The organism is Pseudomonas sp. Irchel s3h17, from assembly GCF_900187505.1.
Taxonomy (GTDB): Bacteria; Pseudomonadota; Gammaproteobacteria; order Pseudomonadales; family Pseudomonadaceae; genus Aquipseudomonas.
On sequence record NZ_FYDL01000005.1, the window covers coordinates 41,444 to 58,539 of the forward strand.

Annotated in this window: 17 protein-coding genes; 10 read left to right on the plus strand and 7 right to left on the minus strand. The window is 60.7% G+C overall.

The window, feature by feature from the left end:
* Positions 1–75 precede the first annotated feature (75 nt).
* On the plus strand, positions 76–813 hold the full coding sequence (locus tag CKW25_RS08120) for a sulfite exporter TauE/SafE family protein (RefSeq protein ID WP_371854916.1): 738 nt from the start codon (positions 76–78) through the stop codon (positions 811–813).
* On the opposite strand, the gene CKW25_RS08125 is transcribed toward CKW25_RS08120, so the two are convergent.
* Positions 803–1,690: a LysR substrate-binding domain-containing protein gene (locus tag CKW25_RS08125; RefSeq protein WP_095078669.1), complete on the minus strand. Its 888-nt coding sequence runs from the start codon at positions 1,688–1,690 to the stop codon at positions 803–805. The two genes, CKW25_RS08120 and CKW25_RS08125, sit on opposite strands and share 11 nt — an antisense overlap.
* 61 nt (positions 1,691–1,751) lie before the next feature.
* On the opposite strand from CKW25_RS08125, the gene CKW25_RS08130 reads away from it, so the two are divergent.
* From CKW25_RS08130 to CKW25_RS08140, 3 genes are all read left to right on the plus strand, one after another.
* Positions 1,752–1,979, plus strand: a complete 228-nt coding sequence (locus CKW25_RS08130) for a DUF1127 domain-containing protein (protein WP_095078670.1) — start codon at positions 1,752–1,754, stop codon at positions 1,977–1,979.
* Positions 1,980–2,141: 162 nt separating this feature from the next.
* A complete protein-coding gene (locus CKW25_RS08135) occupies positions 2,142–2,381 on the plus strand; it encodes a DUF1127 domain-containing protein (RefSeq protein ID WP_095078671.1) in 240 nt (79 codons plus the stop codon).
* Between the two features lie 66 nt (positions 2,382–2,447).
* Positions 2,448–3,677: a winged helix-turn-helix domain-containing protein gene (locus tag CKW25_RS08140; protein ID WP_095078672.1), complete on the plus strand. Its 1,230-nt coding sequence runs from the start codon at positions 2,448–2,450 to the stop codon at positions 3,675–3,677.
* Positions 3,678–3,719: 42 nt separating this feature from the next.
* On the opposite strand, the gene CKW25_RS08145 is transcribed toward CKW25_RS08140, so the two are convergent.
* Positions 3,720–5,066 (minus strand): class II 3-deoxy-7-phosphoheptulonate synthase, encoded by a 1,347-nt coding sequence (locus tag CKW25_RS08145; RefSeq protein ID WP_095078673.1) that lies wholly within the window; start codon positions 5,064–5,066, stop codon positions 3,720–3,722.
* Positions 5,067–5,221: 155 nt separating this feature from the next.
* On the opposite strand from CKW25_RS08145, the gene CKW25_RS08150 reads away from it, so the two are divergent.
* Positions 5,222–5,977, plus strand: a complete 756-nt coding sequence (locus tag CKW25_RS08150; protein WP_095078674.1) for a spermidine synthase — start codon at positions 5,222–5,224, stop codon at positions 5,975–5,977.
* A gap of 61 nt (positions 5,978–6,038) precedes the next feature.
* Here CKW25_RS08150 and CKW25_RS08155 read toward each other — a convergent pair whose 3' ends face one another.
* Complete coding sequence (locus CKW25_RS08155) at positions 6,039–6,830, minus strand: crotonase/enoyl-CoA hydratase family protein (RefSeq protein ID WP_095078675.1); 792 nt, start codon at positions 6,828–6,830, stop codon at positions 6,039–6,041.
* A gap of 421 nt (positions 6,831–7,251) precedes the next feature.
* Here CKW25_RS08155 and CKW25_RS08165 point away from each other — a divergent pair, with 421 nt between their 5' ends.
* Complete coding sequence (locus CKW25_RS08165; protein WP_095078676.1) at positions 7,252–8,925, plus strand: DEAD/DEAH box helicase; 1,674 nt, start codon at positions 7,252–7,254, stop codon at positions 8,923–8,925.
* Between the two features lie 69 nt (positions 8,926–8,994).
* On the opposite strand, the gene CKW25_RS08170 is transcribed toward CKW25_RS08165, so the two are convergent.
* On the minus strand, positions 8,995–9,762 hold the full coding sequence (locus tag CKW25_RS08170; RefSeq protein ID WP_095078677.1) for a class III extradiol ring-cleavage dioxygenase: 768 nt from the start codon (positions 9,760–9,762) through the stop codon (positions 8,995–8,997).
* A gap of 103 nt (positions 9,763–9,865) precedes the next feature.
* Here CKW25_RS08170 and CKW25_RS08175 point away from each other — a divergent pair, with 103 nt between their 5' ends.
* Complete coding sequence (locus tag CKW25_RS08175; protein WP_095078678.1) at positions 9,866–10,528, plus strand: thiopurine S-methyltransferase; 663 nt, start codon at positions 9,866–9,868, stop codon at positions 10,526–10,528.
* A 56-nt stretch (positions 10,529–10,584) separates the two neighbouring features.
* Here the strand turns inward: CKW25_RS08175 and htpX are convergent, their stop codons facing one another.
* Both htpX and CKW25_RS08185 read right to left on the minus strand, forming a co-directional pair.
* Positions 10,585–11,472 (minus strand): protease HtpX, encoded by an 888-nt coding sequence (gene htpX, locus CKW25_RS08180; protein ID WP_095078679.1) that lies wholly within the window; start codon positions 11,470–11,472, stop codon positions 10,585–10,587.
* A 313-nt stretch (positions 11,473–11,785) separates the two neighbouring features.
* Positions 11,786–12,997 (minus strand): pyridoxal phosphate-dependent aminotransferase, encoded by a 1,212-nt coding sequence (locus CKW25_RS08185; RefSeq protein ID WP_095078680.1) that lies wholly within the window; start codon positions 12,995–12,997, stop codon positions 11,786–11,788.
* 224 nt (positions 12,998–13,221) lie between these two features.
* Between CKW25_RS08185 and msrB the strand changes: the two genes are divergently transcribed.
* The 3 genes from msrB (at position 13,222) to CKW25_RS08200 (ending at position 14,730) form a co-directional block, all read left to right on the plus strand.
* The gene (gene msrB, locus CKW25_RS08190; protein ID WP_095078681.1) at positions 13,222–13,617 is read left to right on the plus strand and encodes a peptide-methionine (R)-S-oxide reductase MsrB; all 396 of its coding nucleotides are present in this window, start codon (positions 13,222–13,224) and stop codon (positions 13,615–13,617) included.
* Positions 13,618–13,786: 169 nt separating this feature from the next.
* Positions 13,787–14,272 carry a glutathione peroxidase gene (locus tag CKW25_RS08195; protein WP_095078682.1) on the plus strand — a complete coding sequence of 162 codons (486 nt, stop codon included), beginning with the start codon at positions 13,787–13,789 and terminating at the stop codon, positions 14,270–14,272.
* The gene (locus CKW25_RS08200; RefSeq protein WP_095078683.1) at positions 14,269–14,730 is read left to right on the plus strand and encodes a MarR family winged helix-turn-helix transcriptional regulator; all 462 of its coding nucleotides are present in this window, start codon (positions 14,269–14,271) and stop codon (positions 14,728–14,730) included. Before CKW25_RS08195 ends, CKW25_RS08200 begins: the two co-directional genes overlap by 4 nt.
* On the opposite strand, the gene CKW25_RS08205 is transcribed toward CKW25_RS08200, so the two are convergent.
* Positions 14,714–17,035 (minus strand): response regulator, encoded by a 2,322-nt coding sequence (locus CKW25_RS08205; protein ID WP_095078684.1) that lies wholly within the window; start codon positions 17,033–17,035, stop codon positions 14,714–14,716. The genes CKW25_RS08200 and CKW25_RS08205 overlap by 17 nt on opposite strands.
* Between the last annotated feature and the right edge of the window lie 61 nt (positions 17,036–17,096).

Sequence of the window (17,096 nt, forward strand, 5' to 3'; positions counted from 1 at the left end):
GTGCGTTTCCCCGCCAGAGCTGACTGCGTAGCATGTAGCGTCTGATGCGAGAGGAAATCGCCCGTGGTTGAATTAATGATCTATCTGGTACTGGGTGCCGCCCTTGGCACCGTGGGTGGCTTGTTCGGGATTGGCGGTGGCTTGATCGCCATTCCTGTGCTCGGTGTGCTGTTCGGCCTGGACCAGCAGATGGCACAAGGTACCGCGCTGGTGATGGTGGTGCCGAATGTCATGCTGGCGCTGTGGCGCTATCACCAACGCAATCGCATCGAACTGCGTCATGCGGTGCCGCTGGCCTCGATGGGCTTCTGCTTCGCCTGGCTCGGCTCGATCTGGGCGGTCGGGATTGATGCCCAGGTGATGCGCATCGGGTTTGTCGCCTTTCTGGTGGCCTTGTCGGCGTACAACCTGCTGCGCATGTTCATGGCCAGCACCCCGGCCACTGGGCAGATGCGTTACGGCTGGCCGTGGCTGGGCGTGCTGGGCGCAGCTTCCGGAGCCATGGGCGGGTTGTTCGGCGTGGGCGGTGCGGTGGTGGCGACACCGGTGCTCACCAGCCTGTTCGGCACTACCCAGGTGGTCGCCCAAGGGTTGTCGCTGGCGTTGGCCTTGCCCAGTACCGGCGTGACCCTGGTGACCTATGCGGCTCACCAGCAAGTGAACTGGAGCATCGCACTACCGATGGCGCTCGGTGGTTTGCTGAGCATCAGTTGGGGTGTGAGGATCGCCCATGCCATGCCGGAGCGATGGCTGCGCGCGTTGTTCTGCGGCTTTCTCGTGCTGTGTGCAGTGATGCTCGCCTTTAAAGTTTGAAGCCCTCGACAATGTGTTCCGCCAGGCACTCGGTGATCGGCGACGGGTGATGCAGGTTGCGCACCAGCATGATGCTGGCCTCGGGTAGCTGGGGCAGCCCTTGCGCTTCGCCGAGGATGCGCATGTCTTGAGGAATGAGACTCTCCAGTTGCGCAGTGATCGCCAGGCCCGCGCTGACCACCGCCATGATCGCCGACAGGCTCGAGCTGTTGTAGGCGATCCGGTACTCACGGCCGGAAGCGTCCAGCGCATTACAGGCCCAGAGACGGCAGAAGCAATCACTGTTGAACATCGCCAGCGGTAAGGGTGATTGTTCGATGGGGTTGTAGCACTGTGCCTGGGCCCAGACGAAGCGCTCCTTGCGCAGCAATTGGCCGATCTCGCTACCAGGTTCGCGGGTAACGATCGACAAGTCGAGGTCCTGGCGCAGCAGGAGCTGTTTGGACGACTCGCAATGCACTTCGATCTGGACCAGTGGGTAGGACTGGGCAAAGCGCGACAGAATGCCGGGCAAAAACCGCATCACGTAGTCATCGGGCGTGCCGATGCGCACGGTGCCGACCATGTGCGGCTCGCGCAGGGTGTTGAACACTTCGCTGTGCAGTTTCAGGATGCGCCGGGCATACCCCAGGAGCACCTGGCCCTCGGCGGTCAGCCTGACCTGGCGACCCTCTCGTTGAAACAGCTGGCGCTGCAACACGTCTTCTTCCAGGCGCTTCATCTGCATGCTCACCGCCGATTGCGTGCGGTTGACCAGCTCGCCGGCACGGGTGAACCCGCCTTGGTCGGCGATGGCGACGAAGGTGCGCAGGACGTCGGTATCGATACTGGGGTAGGCCAATTGATCAATCTCCGAGATGTGTTTCATTAGAAACATTCGTTGGATTGATCTTAGTCCCGGCGCGAGACTTGAGCCATCCACAACGGAGGGCAAGACGATGAAAGGTCAAAAAGGCTACGTGCAGCTGGACCATTTTTCACACCATGGCTTCTCTCTGCACCACCTGCTGGACAAGCTCACCCGCTGGCATCAGCTCTACCGTGAGCGCACGCTGTTGGCCAGCCTGAGCGATGAGGCGCTGAAGGATATCGGCTTGAGCCGGGCGGATGTCGAACAGGAATCCGAACGGCATTTCTGGGAAGACCCCATGGGGTTGGGTAAATAACCGCAAGCGCTTGTTGAAATGTCCGGTCACGGCTTCATCGCACCGTGCGAAAGCCCTTGCGGTGGGGCTTGTGGCGATCAGGAAACAGACGGTCATAGACATTCGCTAGGCCCGTTTCGGCACCTGTACAAGACTGCGCCCTCAATTTTGAGGAGCACCGTCATGGAACGACAGCGCAAATTAATGAGTGTGGGAGCCCGGGCACTGCGATCGACGCTGAATGCCTCCAGTCAACGCCTGTGCAAGGCAGTGGCGCAGTTGAGTCGCTGGCGACAGCTGAGCCAGGATCGTGCCGAGCTGGCTCGGATGAGTGATGACCGGCTGCGGGACATTGGCCTGAGCCGGGCGGACGTGCTCAAGGAGTATGCTCGTCCTTTCTGGGATGATCCGTTGAAACGATGACCGGGTTCGTTGGCATTTTGTCATCCTGGCACTAAGGTGGAGGGAGCCTTCATCACGAGTTATCGAATGACAGGTTCCCTCTGTTTTTCCTTGAATCAGGCCCGGCGCCTGGCGCTGACGGCCCAAGGGTTCTCCGGGCGCCAGCCATCGGCGGTGCTCAAGTCGACCCCGCTCAATCGGTTGATCGAGCGACTGGGTGTGTTGCAGATCGATTCGGTCAACGCCCTGGTGCGCTCGCACTACCTTCCCTTGTTCTCTCGCCTGGGCCATTACTCAACCGACTTGCTTGACCAGGCCGCCTGGAGCCAGGGGCGGCGACGGACGTTGTTCGAGTATTGGGGGCATGAGGCCTCCTTGCTGCCGTTATCGATGTATCCCCTGATGCGCTGGCGCATGCAACGGGCAGCGCAAGGGCAGGGCATTTATCAGCAACTGGCGGCCTTTGGCCGGGAGCAACAGGCGACTATTCGTAGGGTGCTGGCCCTGGTTGAGGAGCGTGGGGCGCTCGGTGCCGGCAGTCTGTCCACTCGCCAGGAACGAGCTGGCCCTTGGTGGGACTGGAGTGCCGAGAAGCATGCGCTGGAATGGTTGTTCGCCGCCGGTGAGGTGACAGTGGCGGGGCGCCGGGGGTTCGAGCGTCTTTATGATTTACCGGAGCGGGTCATTCCCGCGCAGATTCTGCAGCACCCCCTGATCGGGGAAACCGAAGCCCAGAAGGGGCTGTTGTTGCGCGCCGCCAGCGCCTTGGGTGTCAGTACGGAAAAGGACTTGCGTGACTATTTCCGCCTGGAGTTGGCGCCGTGTCGGCATGCGTTGGCCGAACTGGTCGAGAATGGCCAGTTGCAGGTGTGCCAGGTGCAGGGCTGGAAGCAACCGGCCTATTGCCTACCCAATCCTTCGGTGCCGCACAGTGTGGTTGCCAGCGCATTGCTGTCGCCGTTTGATTCGTTGATCTGGGAGCGCAGTCGAACCGAGCGGTTGTTCGATTTTCGCTATCGGCTGGAAATCTACACACCACCAGCCAAGCGAGTTTATGGCTATTACGTGTTGCCGTTCCTGCACCGAGAGCGGATTGCGGCGCGGGTCGATCTTCGGGCAGAGCGGGCATTCGGCTGCCTGGCGGTGCATGGGGTCCACGAAGAGCAGCAAGGCCTGGACGAGGAGGGGATGCTGGCGTTGGCACTGCACCTGAGGCAGCTGGCGAATTGGCTGGGGCTGGCGCGGATTCAGCTCAATTGCCCGCGCGCCAGTGCGGCGCGGTTGCGGGTGGCGTTGGCCGGCATGGGCGGTGACTGATCCGACGCTCGCGGCGAATCAGTCAACCCGGGACCGCCTGACTCAGCGCCGAACCTGTTTCAGGGTTTCAGCAATCAGGAACGCCAACTCCAGCGACTGATCGGCATTCATCCGAGGGTCGCAGTGGGTGTGGTAGCGATCCGACAAACCATCTTCGGTGATCGGTCGTGCGCCGCCGATGCATTCGGTGACGTTCTGCCCGGTCATCTCGATGTGAATGCCACCGGCGTAGGTGCCTTCTGCTTCGTGAACCTGGAAGAACTGTTTCACCTCGCCGAGGATCTGCGCAAAGTCCCGCGTCTTGTAGCCGCTGCTGGCCTTGATGGTGTTGCCGTGCATTGGGTCGCAGCTCCAGAGCACGTTCTTGCCCTCGCGCTCTACGGCGCGGATCAACGACGGGAGATGGTCGCCGACCTTGTTCGCGCCCATGCGGGCGATCAGGTTCAGGCGGCCCGGGTCGTTGTCCGGATTAAGCACATCGATCAGGCGAATCAGATCGTCGGTGTTCATGCTTGGGCCGACCTTGACCCCGATCGGGTTGTTCACCCCGCGCAGGAATTCGACATGGGCACCGTCGAGCTGGCGGGTGCGGTCGCCGATCCACAGCATGTGGGCCGAGCAGTCGTAATAGTCGTTGGTCAGACTGTCACGGCGTACAAAGGCTTCTTCGTAGTTGAGCAACAGCGCTTCATGAGCGGTGAAAAAACTGGTTTCGCGCAATTGCGGCGAGCTGTCCATGCCACAGGCGCGCATGAAGGCCAGGGTTTCATCGATGCGGTCGGCCAGGTGACTGTATTTCTCGGCCAGCGCCGAGTTGGCGATGAAGTCCAGGTTCCATTTGTGCACTTGATGCAGGTCGGCAAAGCCGCCCTGGGCAAAGGCGCGCAGCAGGTTCAGGGTGGCGGTGGACTGGTGGTAGGACTGCAACAGGCGTTCCGGGTCCGGCACGCGGCTCTTCGCGTCGAAGCCGATGCCATTGACGATGTCGCCACGGTAGGCCGGCAGGGTGATGCCGTTGATGGTTTCGTCATTGGCCGAGCGCGGCTTGGCGAATTGTCCGGCCATGCGCCCGACCTTGACCACCGGGCAACCGGCGGCGAAGGTCATGACGATCGCCATTTGCAGCAAGACTTTGAACGTGTCGCGGATCTTCGCTGCCGAAAACTCGGCAAAGCTCTCCGCACAATCACCGCCCTGCAACAAGAATGCCCGCCCCTGGGTGACTTCGGCGAACTGACGACGCAACTCCCGGGCCTCACCGGCAAACACCAAGGGCGGATAACTGGCCAGGCTTTGCTCGACGGCCTGCAAGTGCGCCGCGTCAGGGTAGTGGGGTTGTTGCTGGATCGGCAGGGCGCGCCAGCTGTCAGGACTCCAGGGTTGGCTCATCACGGTCTCTAGTGTTTACGCTCGGGACCTCATGTTATCAGTAATTAGTGCGTGACCTATTCCCGAAGCTTGGCGGACAATCGCGCCTTTGCCGCGCTGAGCGCAATGAATGATTGCGTTGCCGGGGATCCGTCCGGTAACGACCAGGAGATGAAATGACTGAGGAGCGCGTCGAGCATCTGCTCGCCGAGGTGCATGATGAATTCGGCATGATCCGGGTGCTGGAAGTGGCGGATTATCGCTTTCTCGAATTTGGCGATGCGATCGAGCAGAGCTGCGTATTCACCGCTGATCCAAGCTGGCTCGAATATGATTACACCCGCGCCATGCTGATTGGTGCCCTGTGCCATGAGCAGCCGGAAAGCGCGCTGTTTCTTGGGTTGGGGGCCGGTACGCTGACCCAGGCGTGCCTGAAGTTCCTGCCGCTGGAAGACGTCGAGGCCATTGAGCTGCGCCCGGACGTGCCGCGCCTGGCCATCGAATACCTGGGGCTGGATGACGATCCCCGTCTATTCATCCGTATCGGCGATGCGCTCGAGCTGTTGGAAACGGCCGAATCGGCCGACCTGATTTTTGTCGACCTCTACACCGATGTCGGGCCGGGTGTCGGGCATCTGGCCTGGGGCTTTCTGGAAAACTGCCAGAAGCGCCTCAATCCGGGCGGCTGGCTGGTGATCAACCAGTGGGCCACCGATGACGGCAAGCCCTTGGGCGCTGCGCTGCTGCGCGGGCTTTATCACCGGCATTACTGGGAACTGCCGGTGAAGGAGGGCAACGTGATCCTGCTCGTGCCGTCCGCCCTTGACCAGACACTGGACATGCAAGGGCTGACTGCCCGCGCCGAAGCCCTGGCGCCGCGCCTGGGTTACTCGTTGCAGTCGTTGATCAAATGCATTCGCCCGGCGACCTGAGTGGCTTGTGAGTGCTGTCGCGAGCAAGCTTGCGACAGCACTCTGACGGGCAACTGCCACGCTAAACCCCTTTGAAGTTACCGGGGCGCTTCTCGATCAGCGACCGTATGCCTTCCTTTGCGTCTTCGCTGCTCAGTAATTTCCTGGCCAGCGCCGGCAGGCTGAGCGCCGCCGCCGCTTCACCTTCCAGGTGGGCCTGGCGCGCCGACTGCAAGGTGGCCTGGACTCCCAGCGGTGCCTGGCGGGCAATGCGCTCTGCCAGTTCGATGGCGCGGGGCAGCAGGTCTTCGCTGGCCATGACCTCCTGCACCAGCCCTAGGCGGAGCGCTTCGTGGGCATCGAATTCGTCGCCCGTCAGCAACCAGCGCATGGCGTTGCCCCATCCAGCCACCCGGTGCAGGCGCAAGGTGGCACCGCCAAAGGGGAAGATGCCGCGCTGCACTTCCATCTGCGCAAAGCGTGTATTGCTGGCGCACAGGTTGATATCGGCCGCCAGCATCAGTTCGATACCGATGGTCAGGCAATAACCCTGCGCCGCAACAATCACCGGCTTGCTGACCCTGGGCCCGATGAAAATACCCCAGGGATCGCAACCGCCGGTCGGAACTTTCCAGCTTCCAGTCAGCGCGGTGCTGGCACTCATCAGGTCCAGTCCGGCGGTAAAGTGTTCGCCGTGGGCAAACACCACCGCGACCCGTGCCTCGCTGTCGGCCTCGAACTCACCATAGGCCAGGCTCAAGGCGTTCAGCAGTTCCAGGTCGAACGCGTTGCGCTTGGCCACCCGGTCCAGCCCTATCAGCTGGACATGACCGCGCCGTTCACGGCTGACACGACTGCAATCAGGTTGATTCATGGGGGACGTCCTCGGGCGGGGAAGGGGGGGCAGGCGCAAGGCCGCAGCCTGAAAGATGAACCGTTTAAGCGTTGTAACCAGCAGGGCCGGGCCTTTGAAAAATAGACCGTGACGCGATAATCCGCAAAACCTGTGACACTCCTGCGTTCATAGGGTTATTGCGATAAAAAAAGCTCCCTTTTTTGGCAAATTCCGGTATAGTGCGCGCCGGCCTTTAGCCGGGCCGCGTTTAGGTAGCGCAATTCCCCGAAGTCAGCTTCGGCTGCACGTCCGCACAGCGGACTCTTCCTTGACGACTCTTTTCATTCATTCGTTTTCGCAAATCCCCGCCGACAAAGCTGCCAGGGCGACTCTTGAGTCTCAACACGGCACGCGCAGCTTTGGAGCATGGGTCTTTGCGGATGCACTTAGAGGCAGACCCATGACCCAGGAAACCGGCGGCTTCGCCGCTTTTAATCTTAATCCGAATATTCTTGCAGCCGTCATCGCGACCGGCTACGAAGAGCCTTCGGCTATTCAGCAGCAATCGATCCCGATCATCATGGCCGGTCACGACATGATTGGTCAGGCGCAAACCGGTACGGGTAAAACCGCTGCGTTCGCCCTGCCGATCCTGCATCGCATCGATCCTGCAAAGCGCGAACCGCAAGCCCTGATCCTGGCGCCAACCCGTGAGTTGGCGCTGCAAGTAGCAACCGCTTTCGAAACCTACGCCAAGCAAATGCCGGGCGTTACCGTTGTGGCCGTTTACGGCGGCGCGCCGATGGGCCCGCAACTGAAAGCAATCCGTAATGGCGCACAGATCGTTGTCGCCACTCCGGGTCGTCTGTGCGACCACCTGCGTCGTGACGAAAAAGTCCTGGCTACCGTGAACCACCTGGTTCTCGACGAAGCGGACGAAATGCTTAAACTGGGTTTCATGGACGACCTCGAAGTTATCTTCAAGGCCTTGCCTGCAACCCGTCAGACCGTGTTGTTCTCGGCTACCTTGCCGCAGTCGATCCGTGCTATCGCCGAGCGCCATCTGCGCGATCCGCAGCACGTGAAGATCCAGACCAAGACTCAGACCGTTACCGCGATCGAACAGGCTCACCTGTTGGTTCACGCTGACCAGAAGACCTCGGCTGTATTGAGCCTGCTGGAAGTCGAAGACTTCGACGCACTGATCATGTTCGTGCGTACCAAGCAAGCGACCCTGGACCTGGCCAGCGCCCTGGAAGCCAAAGGCTACAAAGCCGCTGCGCTGAACGGTGACATTGCCCAGAACCAGCGTGAGCGCGTGATCGAGTCCCTCAAGGATGGCCGTCTGGACATCGTTGTAGCGACCGACGTTGCCGCTCGTGGCCTGGACGTACCGCGCATCACTCACGTGTTCAACGTTGACATGCCGTACGACCCGGAATCCTACGTTCACCGTATCGGCCGTACCGGCCGTGCCGGTCGCGAAGGTCGCGCACTGCTGTTGGTGACTCCTCGTGAGCGTCGCATGCTGCAAGTGATCGAGCGTGTAACGGGTCAGAAAGTTGCTGAAGTTCGCCTGCCGGACGCCCAAGCTGTTCTCGATGCACGCATCAAGAAGCTGACCAACAGCCTGTCGCCGCTGGTGGCTGATGCTGAGTCGACTCACGGTGATCTGCTGGATCGCCTGACTGCCGACATCGGTTGCACCCCGCGTGCCCTGGCCGCAGCCCTGCTGCGCAAGGCAACCAACGCTCAAGCGCTGACCCTGGCCGCGATCGAGAAAGAGCGTCCACTGGTGCCGAACAACGCACCGCGTGGCGATCGTCCAGAGCGTTCCGGTGATCGTCCGGACCGTGGTGATCGTGAGCGTCGTGCTCCGGTGCCATTGGCCGAAGGTCGTGCGCGTTGCCGTACCGCGCTGGGTGCGCGTGATGGTATCGCTGCCAAGAACCTGCTGGGCGCCATCCTCAACGAAGGTGGCCTGGCTCGCGAAGCAATCGGTCGTATCCAGGTGCGTGACAGCTTCAGCCTGGTCGAGTTGCCGGAAGATGGTCTGGAGCGTCTGCTGACCAAACTGAAGGACACTCGCGTTGCCGGTAAGCAGCTGAAACTGCGTCGCTACCGCGAAGATTGATCCGCTCTCGAGCTGATTGATCGTTGATGAAAAATCCCCGACTGGTTCGGGGATTTTTTTTGCCTGCCGTTAGCCGAAGCGGTAAATGTCCATGCCGAGGGCGCCCAGGGTGAAACCCTGGTGGGCGATGCTGAAGTCGCCACCGGCGCCACGGGCGAAGTACAGCGGCAACAAGTGTTCGTCACTGGGGTGGCTGCGGACCGCATGGGGTGCTTGCTGGCGATAGTCGTGCAGCGCGGCTTCGTCGTTGGCGGCGAGCTTTTCGATCATCCAGTCCCTGAAGGCCTTGGCCCAGGGTTCGATGCTCTCGGGGCCGGCATGCCAATCCAGCTCCCGCAGGTTGTGGGTGATGCTGCCGGAGCCGATCAGCAGCACGCCTTGCTCACGCAGACTCGCCAACACCTGGCCGACGCGGGTTTGCAGGGCCGGGCCCAGGTGGCTGGGAAGCGAGACTTGCACCACGGGAATGTCGGCGCGGGGGTACATCAGTGACAGAGGCACCCAGACGCCGTGGTCGAACGGGCGCTCGCTGTCGAGTTGCGCGGGCAGGCCGTCGGCCTTGAGTCGGTCGACAACCTGTGCCGCGAGCGCTGGCTGGCCAGGTGCGGGGTATTGCACCGCGAACAGCGCGGCGGGAAAACCGCCGAAATCGTGCCAGGTGCGCGGGTGTTCGCCACTGCTGACGCGCAGGTCCTGGCTTTCCCAGTGCGCGGAAACGATCACGATGGCGCTGGGTGTCGGCAACTCGGCCGCCAGGCGGGCCAAAGCCGGGCCGCTGGCACCCGGCTCCAGTGCCAGCATGGGGGAACCGTGGGAGATAAACAGGCTGGGGAGCATGAAGAGTGTCCTGGGCGTTAAGATGGCCTCATCTTCAGTCAGGTCAATGATCTAAATCTAATATAAGTTTTAGTGCAAATTGATCGAATTTTCAGGGTGATTTATGCAGCCGGAGTTTTGGCAAAAGCGCTGGGCGCTCAATCAGATCGGTTTCCACCAGGCTGATGTGAATCCTTATCTGCAGCGCTATTGGCCGCAATTGGGGCTAAAGGACGAGGCCCGGGTGCTGGTGCCGCTTTGTGGGAAAAGTCTGGACCTTGTGTGGTTGGCAGGACAGGGCTACCGGGTGTTGGGCGTCGAGCTGTCGGAAAAGGCGGTAGACGACTTCTTCGCTGAGCAACAACTGACGCCGCGTATTACCGAGCGCGGGGTGTTCAAGGTCTATGAGGCGGGACCGATTGCGTTGTGGTGTGGTGATTTTTTCGCGCTGACAGCAGCCGATGTGGCGGATTGCGCGGCGCTCTATGATCGGGCGGCATTGATTGCCTTGCCACCCTCGATGCGTGAGCAGTACGTCGCCCACCTGATGCGGATAGTGCCTGCCGACTGCGAGGGGCTGCTGATTACCCTGGACTATGAGCAGGCGCAGTTGGCGGGGCCACCCTTTGCGGTAAAGGATGACGAGGTCCAGGCGTTGCTCGGTGATCGCTGGCAGCTCGAAGTCCTTGAGGTGCGGGATATCCTGGGTGAGAGCTGGAAGTTCCTTCAGGGCGGTGTCACGCGCCTTGATGAGCGCGTTTACCGCCTGGGCACGGCGGGCGCCTGAAGCGGGCGGGCACAAAAAAGGGCGACCGTGGTCGCCCTTTTTCATGGTCGTGGTATTTAGCCGCGACGACGCAGTGCGTCAATGCGCTCTTCCAGCGGCGGGTGGCTCATGAACATGCGAGCCAGCCCTTGCTTGATGCCACCGTTGATGCCAAAGGCGTTCAAGGTGTCCGGCATGTGCACCGGCAGGCCTTGTTCCGAACGCAGGCGTTGCAGGGCACCGATCATTGCGCTGGTGCCGGCCAGGCGGGCACCGGCCTCGTCTGCCCGGAATTCGCGCTTGCGCGAGAACCACATGACGATGGAGCTGGCCAGGATGCCCAGTACCAGTTCGGCGAAAATGGTCGCCACGTAGTAGGCGATACCCTGGCCTTCTTCGTTCTTGAAGATCACCTTGTCGACAAAGTTGCCGATGATCCGCGCGAAGAACATCACGAAGGTGTTCACGACCCCCTGGATCAGGGCCAGTGTCACCATGTCGCCATTGGCGACGTGACCGATTTCGTGCGCCAGAACCGCTTTTACTTCATCGGGCGAGAAACGCTCGAGCAAACCCTGGCTGACCGCGACCAGTGCGTCGTTCTTGTTCCAGCCGGTGGCGAAGGCATTTGCCTCGTAGGCCGGGAAAATCCCGACTTCGGGCATCTTGATGCCGGCTTCGCGGGACAGCTCTTCAACGGTTTGCAGCAGCCATTGTTCATGGCGAGTGCGCGGCTGGCTGATGATTTGAGTGCTGGTGCTCATCTTCGCCATCCACTTGGAGATGAACAGCGAGAACAGCGAGCCGGCAAAACCAAAGACCGCACAGAAGATCAGCAGCTGATTGAGGTTGAGATCAACCCCGTTGGCCGCCATGAACCCGTTGAAGCCGAAAAGGCTCAGGGTGATGCTGGCAATCAGCACGACCGCCAGGTTAGTGGCCAAAAACAGCAGGATGCGCATCATGGTTGTAGAAATCTCCTCATGCTAAAGATGTAGCGTACTGCGGGGTATATAAGGTGATGCACCGGGCTATTCAACCGGGTGACTATTTCAAACTGTGTCCTACAGCCAGATTCCAGTTCATCGCAGGGCAATTCTGATTTCATTCGACCCCCTATCCGACGGCTAATGACTATCGCAAGTACCGCCATCATTGGGTGTAACGCGCGCTCAGGCGCCTGCGCGAGCAATCGAGGCGCGGTCGCGATGAAGAATATTTAATCTGTTGCCGAGTCGATCGCCGAGGGCATTGAAATGACCCTCGGCGTTGCAGGGCTTATTGGCGATAGGACTTCAGGAAGTTGCCGATTCGGCCGATGGCCATGTCCAGGTCATCCACCCGTGGCAGGGTCACGACACGGAAGTGATCCGGCCATGGCCAGTTGAACGCCGTGCCTTGGACCACCAGCAGTTTTTCCGAGAGCAGCAGGTCGAGCACGAATTTTTCGTCGTTGTGGATCGGGCAGACTTTCGGGTCGATCCGCGGAAAGGCGTAGAGCGCACCCATCGGCTTGACGCAACTGACGCCTGGAATGTCGTTGAGCAGTTCCCAGGTGCGGTTGCGTTGTTCCAGCAGGCGGCCAGGCGGCAGTATCAGGTCATTGATGCTCTGGTAGCCGCCCAGGGCGGTCTGGATCGCGTGCTGGCTCGGCACGTTGGCACACAGGCGCATGTTGGCCAGCATGTCGATGCCCTCGATGTAGCTCTGGGCGTGGTGCTTGGGGCCGGAAATGGCGATCCAGCCGGAGCGGAAGCCCGCCACCCGGTAGGACTTGGACAGGCCGTTGAACGTCAGGCACAGCAGGTCCGGTGCGAGCGAGGCGGTGCAGATGTGCACGGCGTCGTCGTACAGGATCTTGTCGTAGATCTCGTCGGAGAACACCACCAGGTTGTGCTGGCGTGCCAGTTCCAGCATGCCCAGCAGGACTTCGCGGGAATACACCGCGCCAGTCGGGTTGTTCGGGTTGATGATCACCAGCGCTTTGGTATTGGGGGTGATCTTGGCCTTGATGTCGGCCAGGTCCGGGAACCAGTTGGCTTGCTCGTCGCACAGGTAATGCACCGGATTACCGCCCGACAGGCTGACGGCGGCGGTCCACAGTGGGTAGTCCGGTGCCGGGACCAGCACTTCGTCACCGTTGTTGAGCAGGGCCTGCATCGACATCACGATCAGTTCGGAAACGCCGTTGCCCAGGTAGATGTCTTCGATGCCGACACCTTCGACCTGCTTCTGCTGGTAGTACTGCATGACGGCCTTGCGCGCACTGAACAGGCCTTTGGAGTCGCTGTAGCCCTGGGCGGTCGGCAGGTTGCGGATCACGTCCTGGAGGATTTCATCGGGTGCTTCGAAACCAAAGGGTGCCGGGTTGCCGATGTTCAGCTTGAGGATGCGATGGCCTTCCTCTTCCAGGCGTTTGGCGTGCTTGAGCACTGGGCCGCGAATGTCATAACAGACGTTGGCGAGCTTGTTCGATTTGCTGACCTGCATGGCGATGTGTTCCCGAAAATGAACGATCCAGACGTCGTATGAACTACCGTACTGGGAATCCTGCGTTCTCACACCAGCCTGGCACCCGGGTTGCGAACAGCAAAATCCGTTTGAGTGCGTGTAACGCGGCTGCCAGACTGGCGTCAAATGAGGCGCAATCATACGTGCCACCCGATCCGTGGAAAAGGTACAGATCGGGCTTTTTCAAATGCCGAGGTGTAACGATGGAAAAGCTGGAAAAAACCCTGGACGAATGGCGTGCGATGCTCGACCCGGACCAGTACAACGTTTGCCGTCTGAAGGGCACCGAACGACCGTTCTCGGGCAAGTACAACGGCACTAAAACCGACGGTGTTTACCATTGCATCTGTTGCAACGAGCCGTTGTTCGACGCGAAGGCCAAGTTCGACTCCGGTTGCGGCTGGCCGAGTTTTTACCAGCCGATCGGCGCGAGCGCGATGGTCGAGATCCGCGACGTCAGCCACGGCATGATCCGCACCGAAGTGGTGTGCGCCAAATGTGATGCGCACCTGGGGCACGTGTTCCCGGATGGCCCGCCGCCGACCGGCTTGCGCTACTGCATCAATTCAGTGTGCCTGGACCTGGTGCCTCGCCAGTAGCATGGGCGGCGCTGGACGGTGATCCATCGTCGTCGAAGGTAATGTCATGCGCGCCTTCGCTGGCGCGCCCGGTGCAGTTGGTCGGTATTCAGGCAATTAAATTGCACGCAATCTAATTGCTCGCTATGTTTGTCTCTTGTCCAACCTTTGGATCAAGGAGCGCCGCGCCATGAGTGACAAACTGCTGAACATTCCGTGCACCACCATCAACGGTGAGCAAAAGACCCTGGCCGACTACGCCGGCAAAGCGGTATTGGTGGTCAATACCGCCAGCGAGTGCGGTTTCACCCCGCAATACAAAGGTCTGGAGGCGTTGTGGCAGACCTACAAGGACCAGGGGCTGGTGGTGCTTGGCTTTCCGTGCAATCAGTTCGGCAAGCAGGAGCCGGGCGATGAGGGGGCCATTGCCGAGTTCTGTGAGTTGAACTTTGGTGTGAGTTTTCCGCTGTTCAAAAAGATCGACGTCAATGGCAGTGATGCCCATCCGTTGTTTGTTCAGCTGAAGAAACGCGCACCGGGTGTGCTGGGTTCTCAGGGGATCAAATGGAACTTCACCAAGTTCCTGATCGGCCAGGACGGCAAGCTGGTCAAGCGCTTCGCCCCCGCGACCAAGCCGCAGGATCTGACCCGCGAGATTGAAGCCCTGCTCAAATGAACGACCTGTCAGCCGATTCGCTGGGGCTCGACAGCCAGCTCTGCTTCAAGCTGTACGCCGCGTCGCGGGCGGTGATCCGTGGCTACAAGCCGATGCTCGATCAACTGGGGCTGACCTACCCGCAATACCTGGTGATGCTGGTGTTGTGGGAGTGGCAGCAGTGCGCCCCCGAACAGCCAACCGTCAAGGCCCTGGGCGAACGTTTGTCGCTGGACTCCGGGACGCTGACGCCGTTGCTCAAGCGACTGGAGCAGATGCAGTTGGTCCAGCGCCAGCGCTCGGCGCGCGATGAGCGCGAGGTGCACTTGAGTCTGTCGCAGGCCGGTGTTTCCCTGCGTGAGCAGGTCGGGCCACTCAAGGCGCGGCTGTTGTGCGACAGCGGCGTCGACCTGCAGCGCTTGAGTGAGTTGCGTGCAGGCCTTGATCAGTTGCTGGGGCAGATCAAGGCGTTTTCGTAGCGGGTGCCCACAGGTCCAGCAGGGCGGCCAGTTCTTCACGACGAAAGGGCTTGGCCAGGTAGTCGTTCATGCCCGCCGCCCGACAGCGTTCACGTTCCTCGGGCATGGCGTTGGCGGTCAGGGCGACGATCGGCAGGTCCGGCCAGCGACCGCTGCGGCGGATGTGCCGGCTGGCTTCATAGCCGTCCATCACGGGCATGTTGCAGTCCATCAGCACCAGGTCGAAGCGGCTCAGTTCCAGCTGATCGAGGGCTTCGGCCCCGTGGGCGGCGACCGTCACGTCGCTGCCCAGCTTGCTGAGCATGCCTTTGGCCACGAGCTGATTGACCGGGTTGTCCTCCACCAACAGGATTCGCGCCCGCTGCCGGGGTGAAAGGCCTTGTGTCGGCGAGTCGCTGACCAAGGACGTGTCAGCTTGCAGGGCGCGGCGCAGTGTGTGGTAGAGCGCTTTGCGAGCCAGGGGGCGAGCCAGTTGTTGCAGGGGGGCCAGGGAGGCGGTTTCCTCGCCAGGCATGAAATTGCCGTAGGCGGTGACCAGCAGGATGGGCGCATCGAACGCCGGTCGGAAGCGAAACAGGCACTCGGGGCAATCGGTGATCAACAGATCGGGATTGTAGCGGGTCAATGGATCGTCAATCGTGCGCTGTTCATAGGCAAGACCCCAGCCGGGAAGCAGGTTGCGCAGCAATTCGGCCAGGCCGCTGCCGGCCGATGTAATGGCCAGGACCTTGCCTGTCAGTGGGGCGTGAGGGGTGGCGGGAGCGTGTGTGGGGAGCGGAAGGTCGGCACAGAACTGGCTGCCGAACCCGGACTCCGAGCTGATGCTCAGACGACCCTGCATGGCATTGCACAGGTTGAAAGTCAGGGCCAATCCCAGCCCGGTGCCACCGAACTGACGGGTGATACCGGCACCGGCCTGGGTAAAGGGTTGGAAAATCTTGACCTGGGCCTCCTGCGCGATACCGATGCCGGTATCGCACACTTCGATTCGCACGCCATCCTCAAGGGTGCTCAAGCGCACATCCACCCGTCCGAAGCGCGTGAACTTGAGGGCGTTCGACAGCAGGTTGCTGACGATCTGGCGAACCCGCGTCGGATCGCCCAGCACCAGGGAGGGAAACTGCGGATCGATCAGGCATGTCAGCTCGACGCTGGGTGCCGCATTCTGTGACAACAGGTTGGCCGTGTCTTCGATCAGTGAGCCGAGGTCGAAGGGAATATGCTCGAGTTCCAGTTGTCCGGCATCGAATTTCGACAAGTCCAGGATGTCGTTCAGCAGTTCCACCAGTACTTTGCCGGAGTCGTGGGCAATCGACAGTTGCTGGCGTTGTTCGGCATTCAATGGGCTGTCCAGTGACAGCGCGATCATTCCCAGCAGGCCATTGAGCGGTGTGCGGATTTCATGGCTCATGTTGGCGAGAAAATCCGAGCGTGCCTGAGCCATGTCCAGCGCGGTCTGTCGCGCGACTTCCAGTTCCCCATTGGTCGACGTCAGGCGAGTGTTGATGGCTTTCAGCTCGGAGGTACGCGACGAGACGATATGCTCCAGCTGGCCGAGGTAGTCGGTCAGCCGGTTTTCCGCGGCGCGTCGCTGCTGGATTTCAATGGCCATGGTCTCGATGTGTTGGTTGGCGACCTTGACCAGTACGCCGATTTCGTCATTTTCATGGTCTGCGGGACAGTCCAGCGGCGGCTGGTCCGCGCTGCGTGGATCTCGCAGGCTCAGCTCGCGAATGACCCGGACCAGCGGCTGGGTGAGCATGACGTAGAACAATGCCAGGAGAATCCCGCTGAGTATCAGGCTACGGAAAAAACCGTTGAGCAAGGTGACTCCAGCTCGATTCAGAAAGCGGGTGCCGAAGGTGTAAGTGTCGACCTCCAGTAGCAGGGTGCCCAGGGATTCGTTGGGCAAGTGTTCGAGGAACAGGCGTTCCTTGAATTGGCGATTGGCGCCAAACAGGAAGTCGCTGATCACCCGGTAGGCGTTTTGTGAGCGCGGTCGCTCTACGTTGGCCAGCACGGTATTGTTGTTGTCTATCAGTTGCGCACCGATCACGGCCGGCGAACGCAACAGGCCGAGCGTCAGCTCCTGAGCCAGTTCGGCATCGATGTTGTAGGCGATCCGTGAGGCGGGGCTATGGCTGATTTCCAGCAGCGACAGGATTTCCCGATTGATGGAGGCGTCTTCACTGGCATAATCGATGCCTATTTGCAGCAGGCTCAGCAGCATGCCGAGAATGAAACCGACCAGCACGGTAAGCCTGGCTTGCTTGTAAGACAGGCGGTTGGTGAATTTGATGTCCATGGGGTGCTGAACCACTTTCGTTTCCCTTCTGGGCGAAGCATAGCTGATCATTACCGGGTTT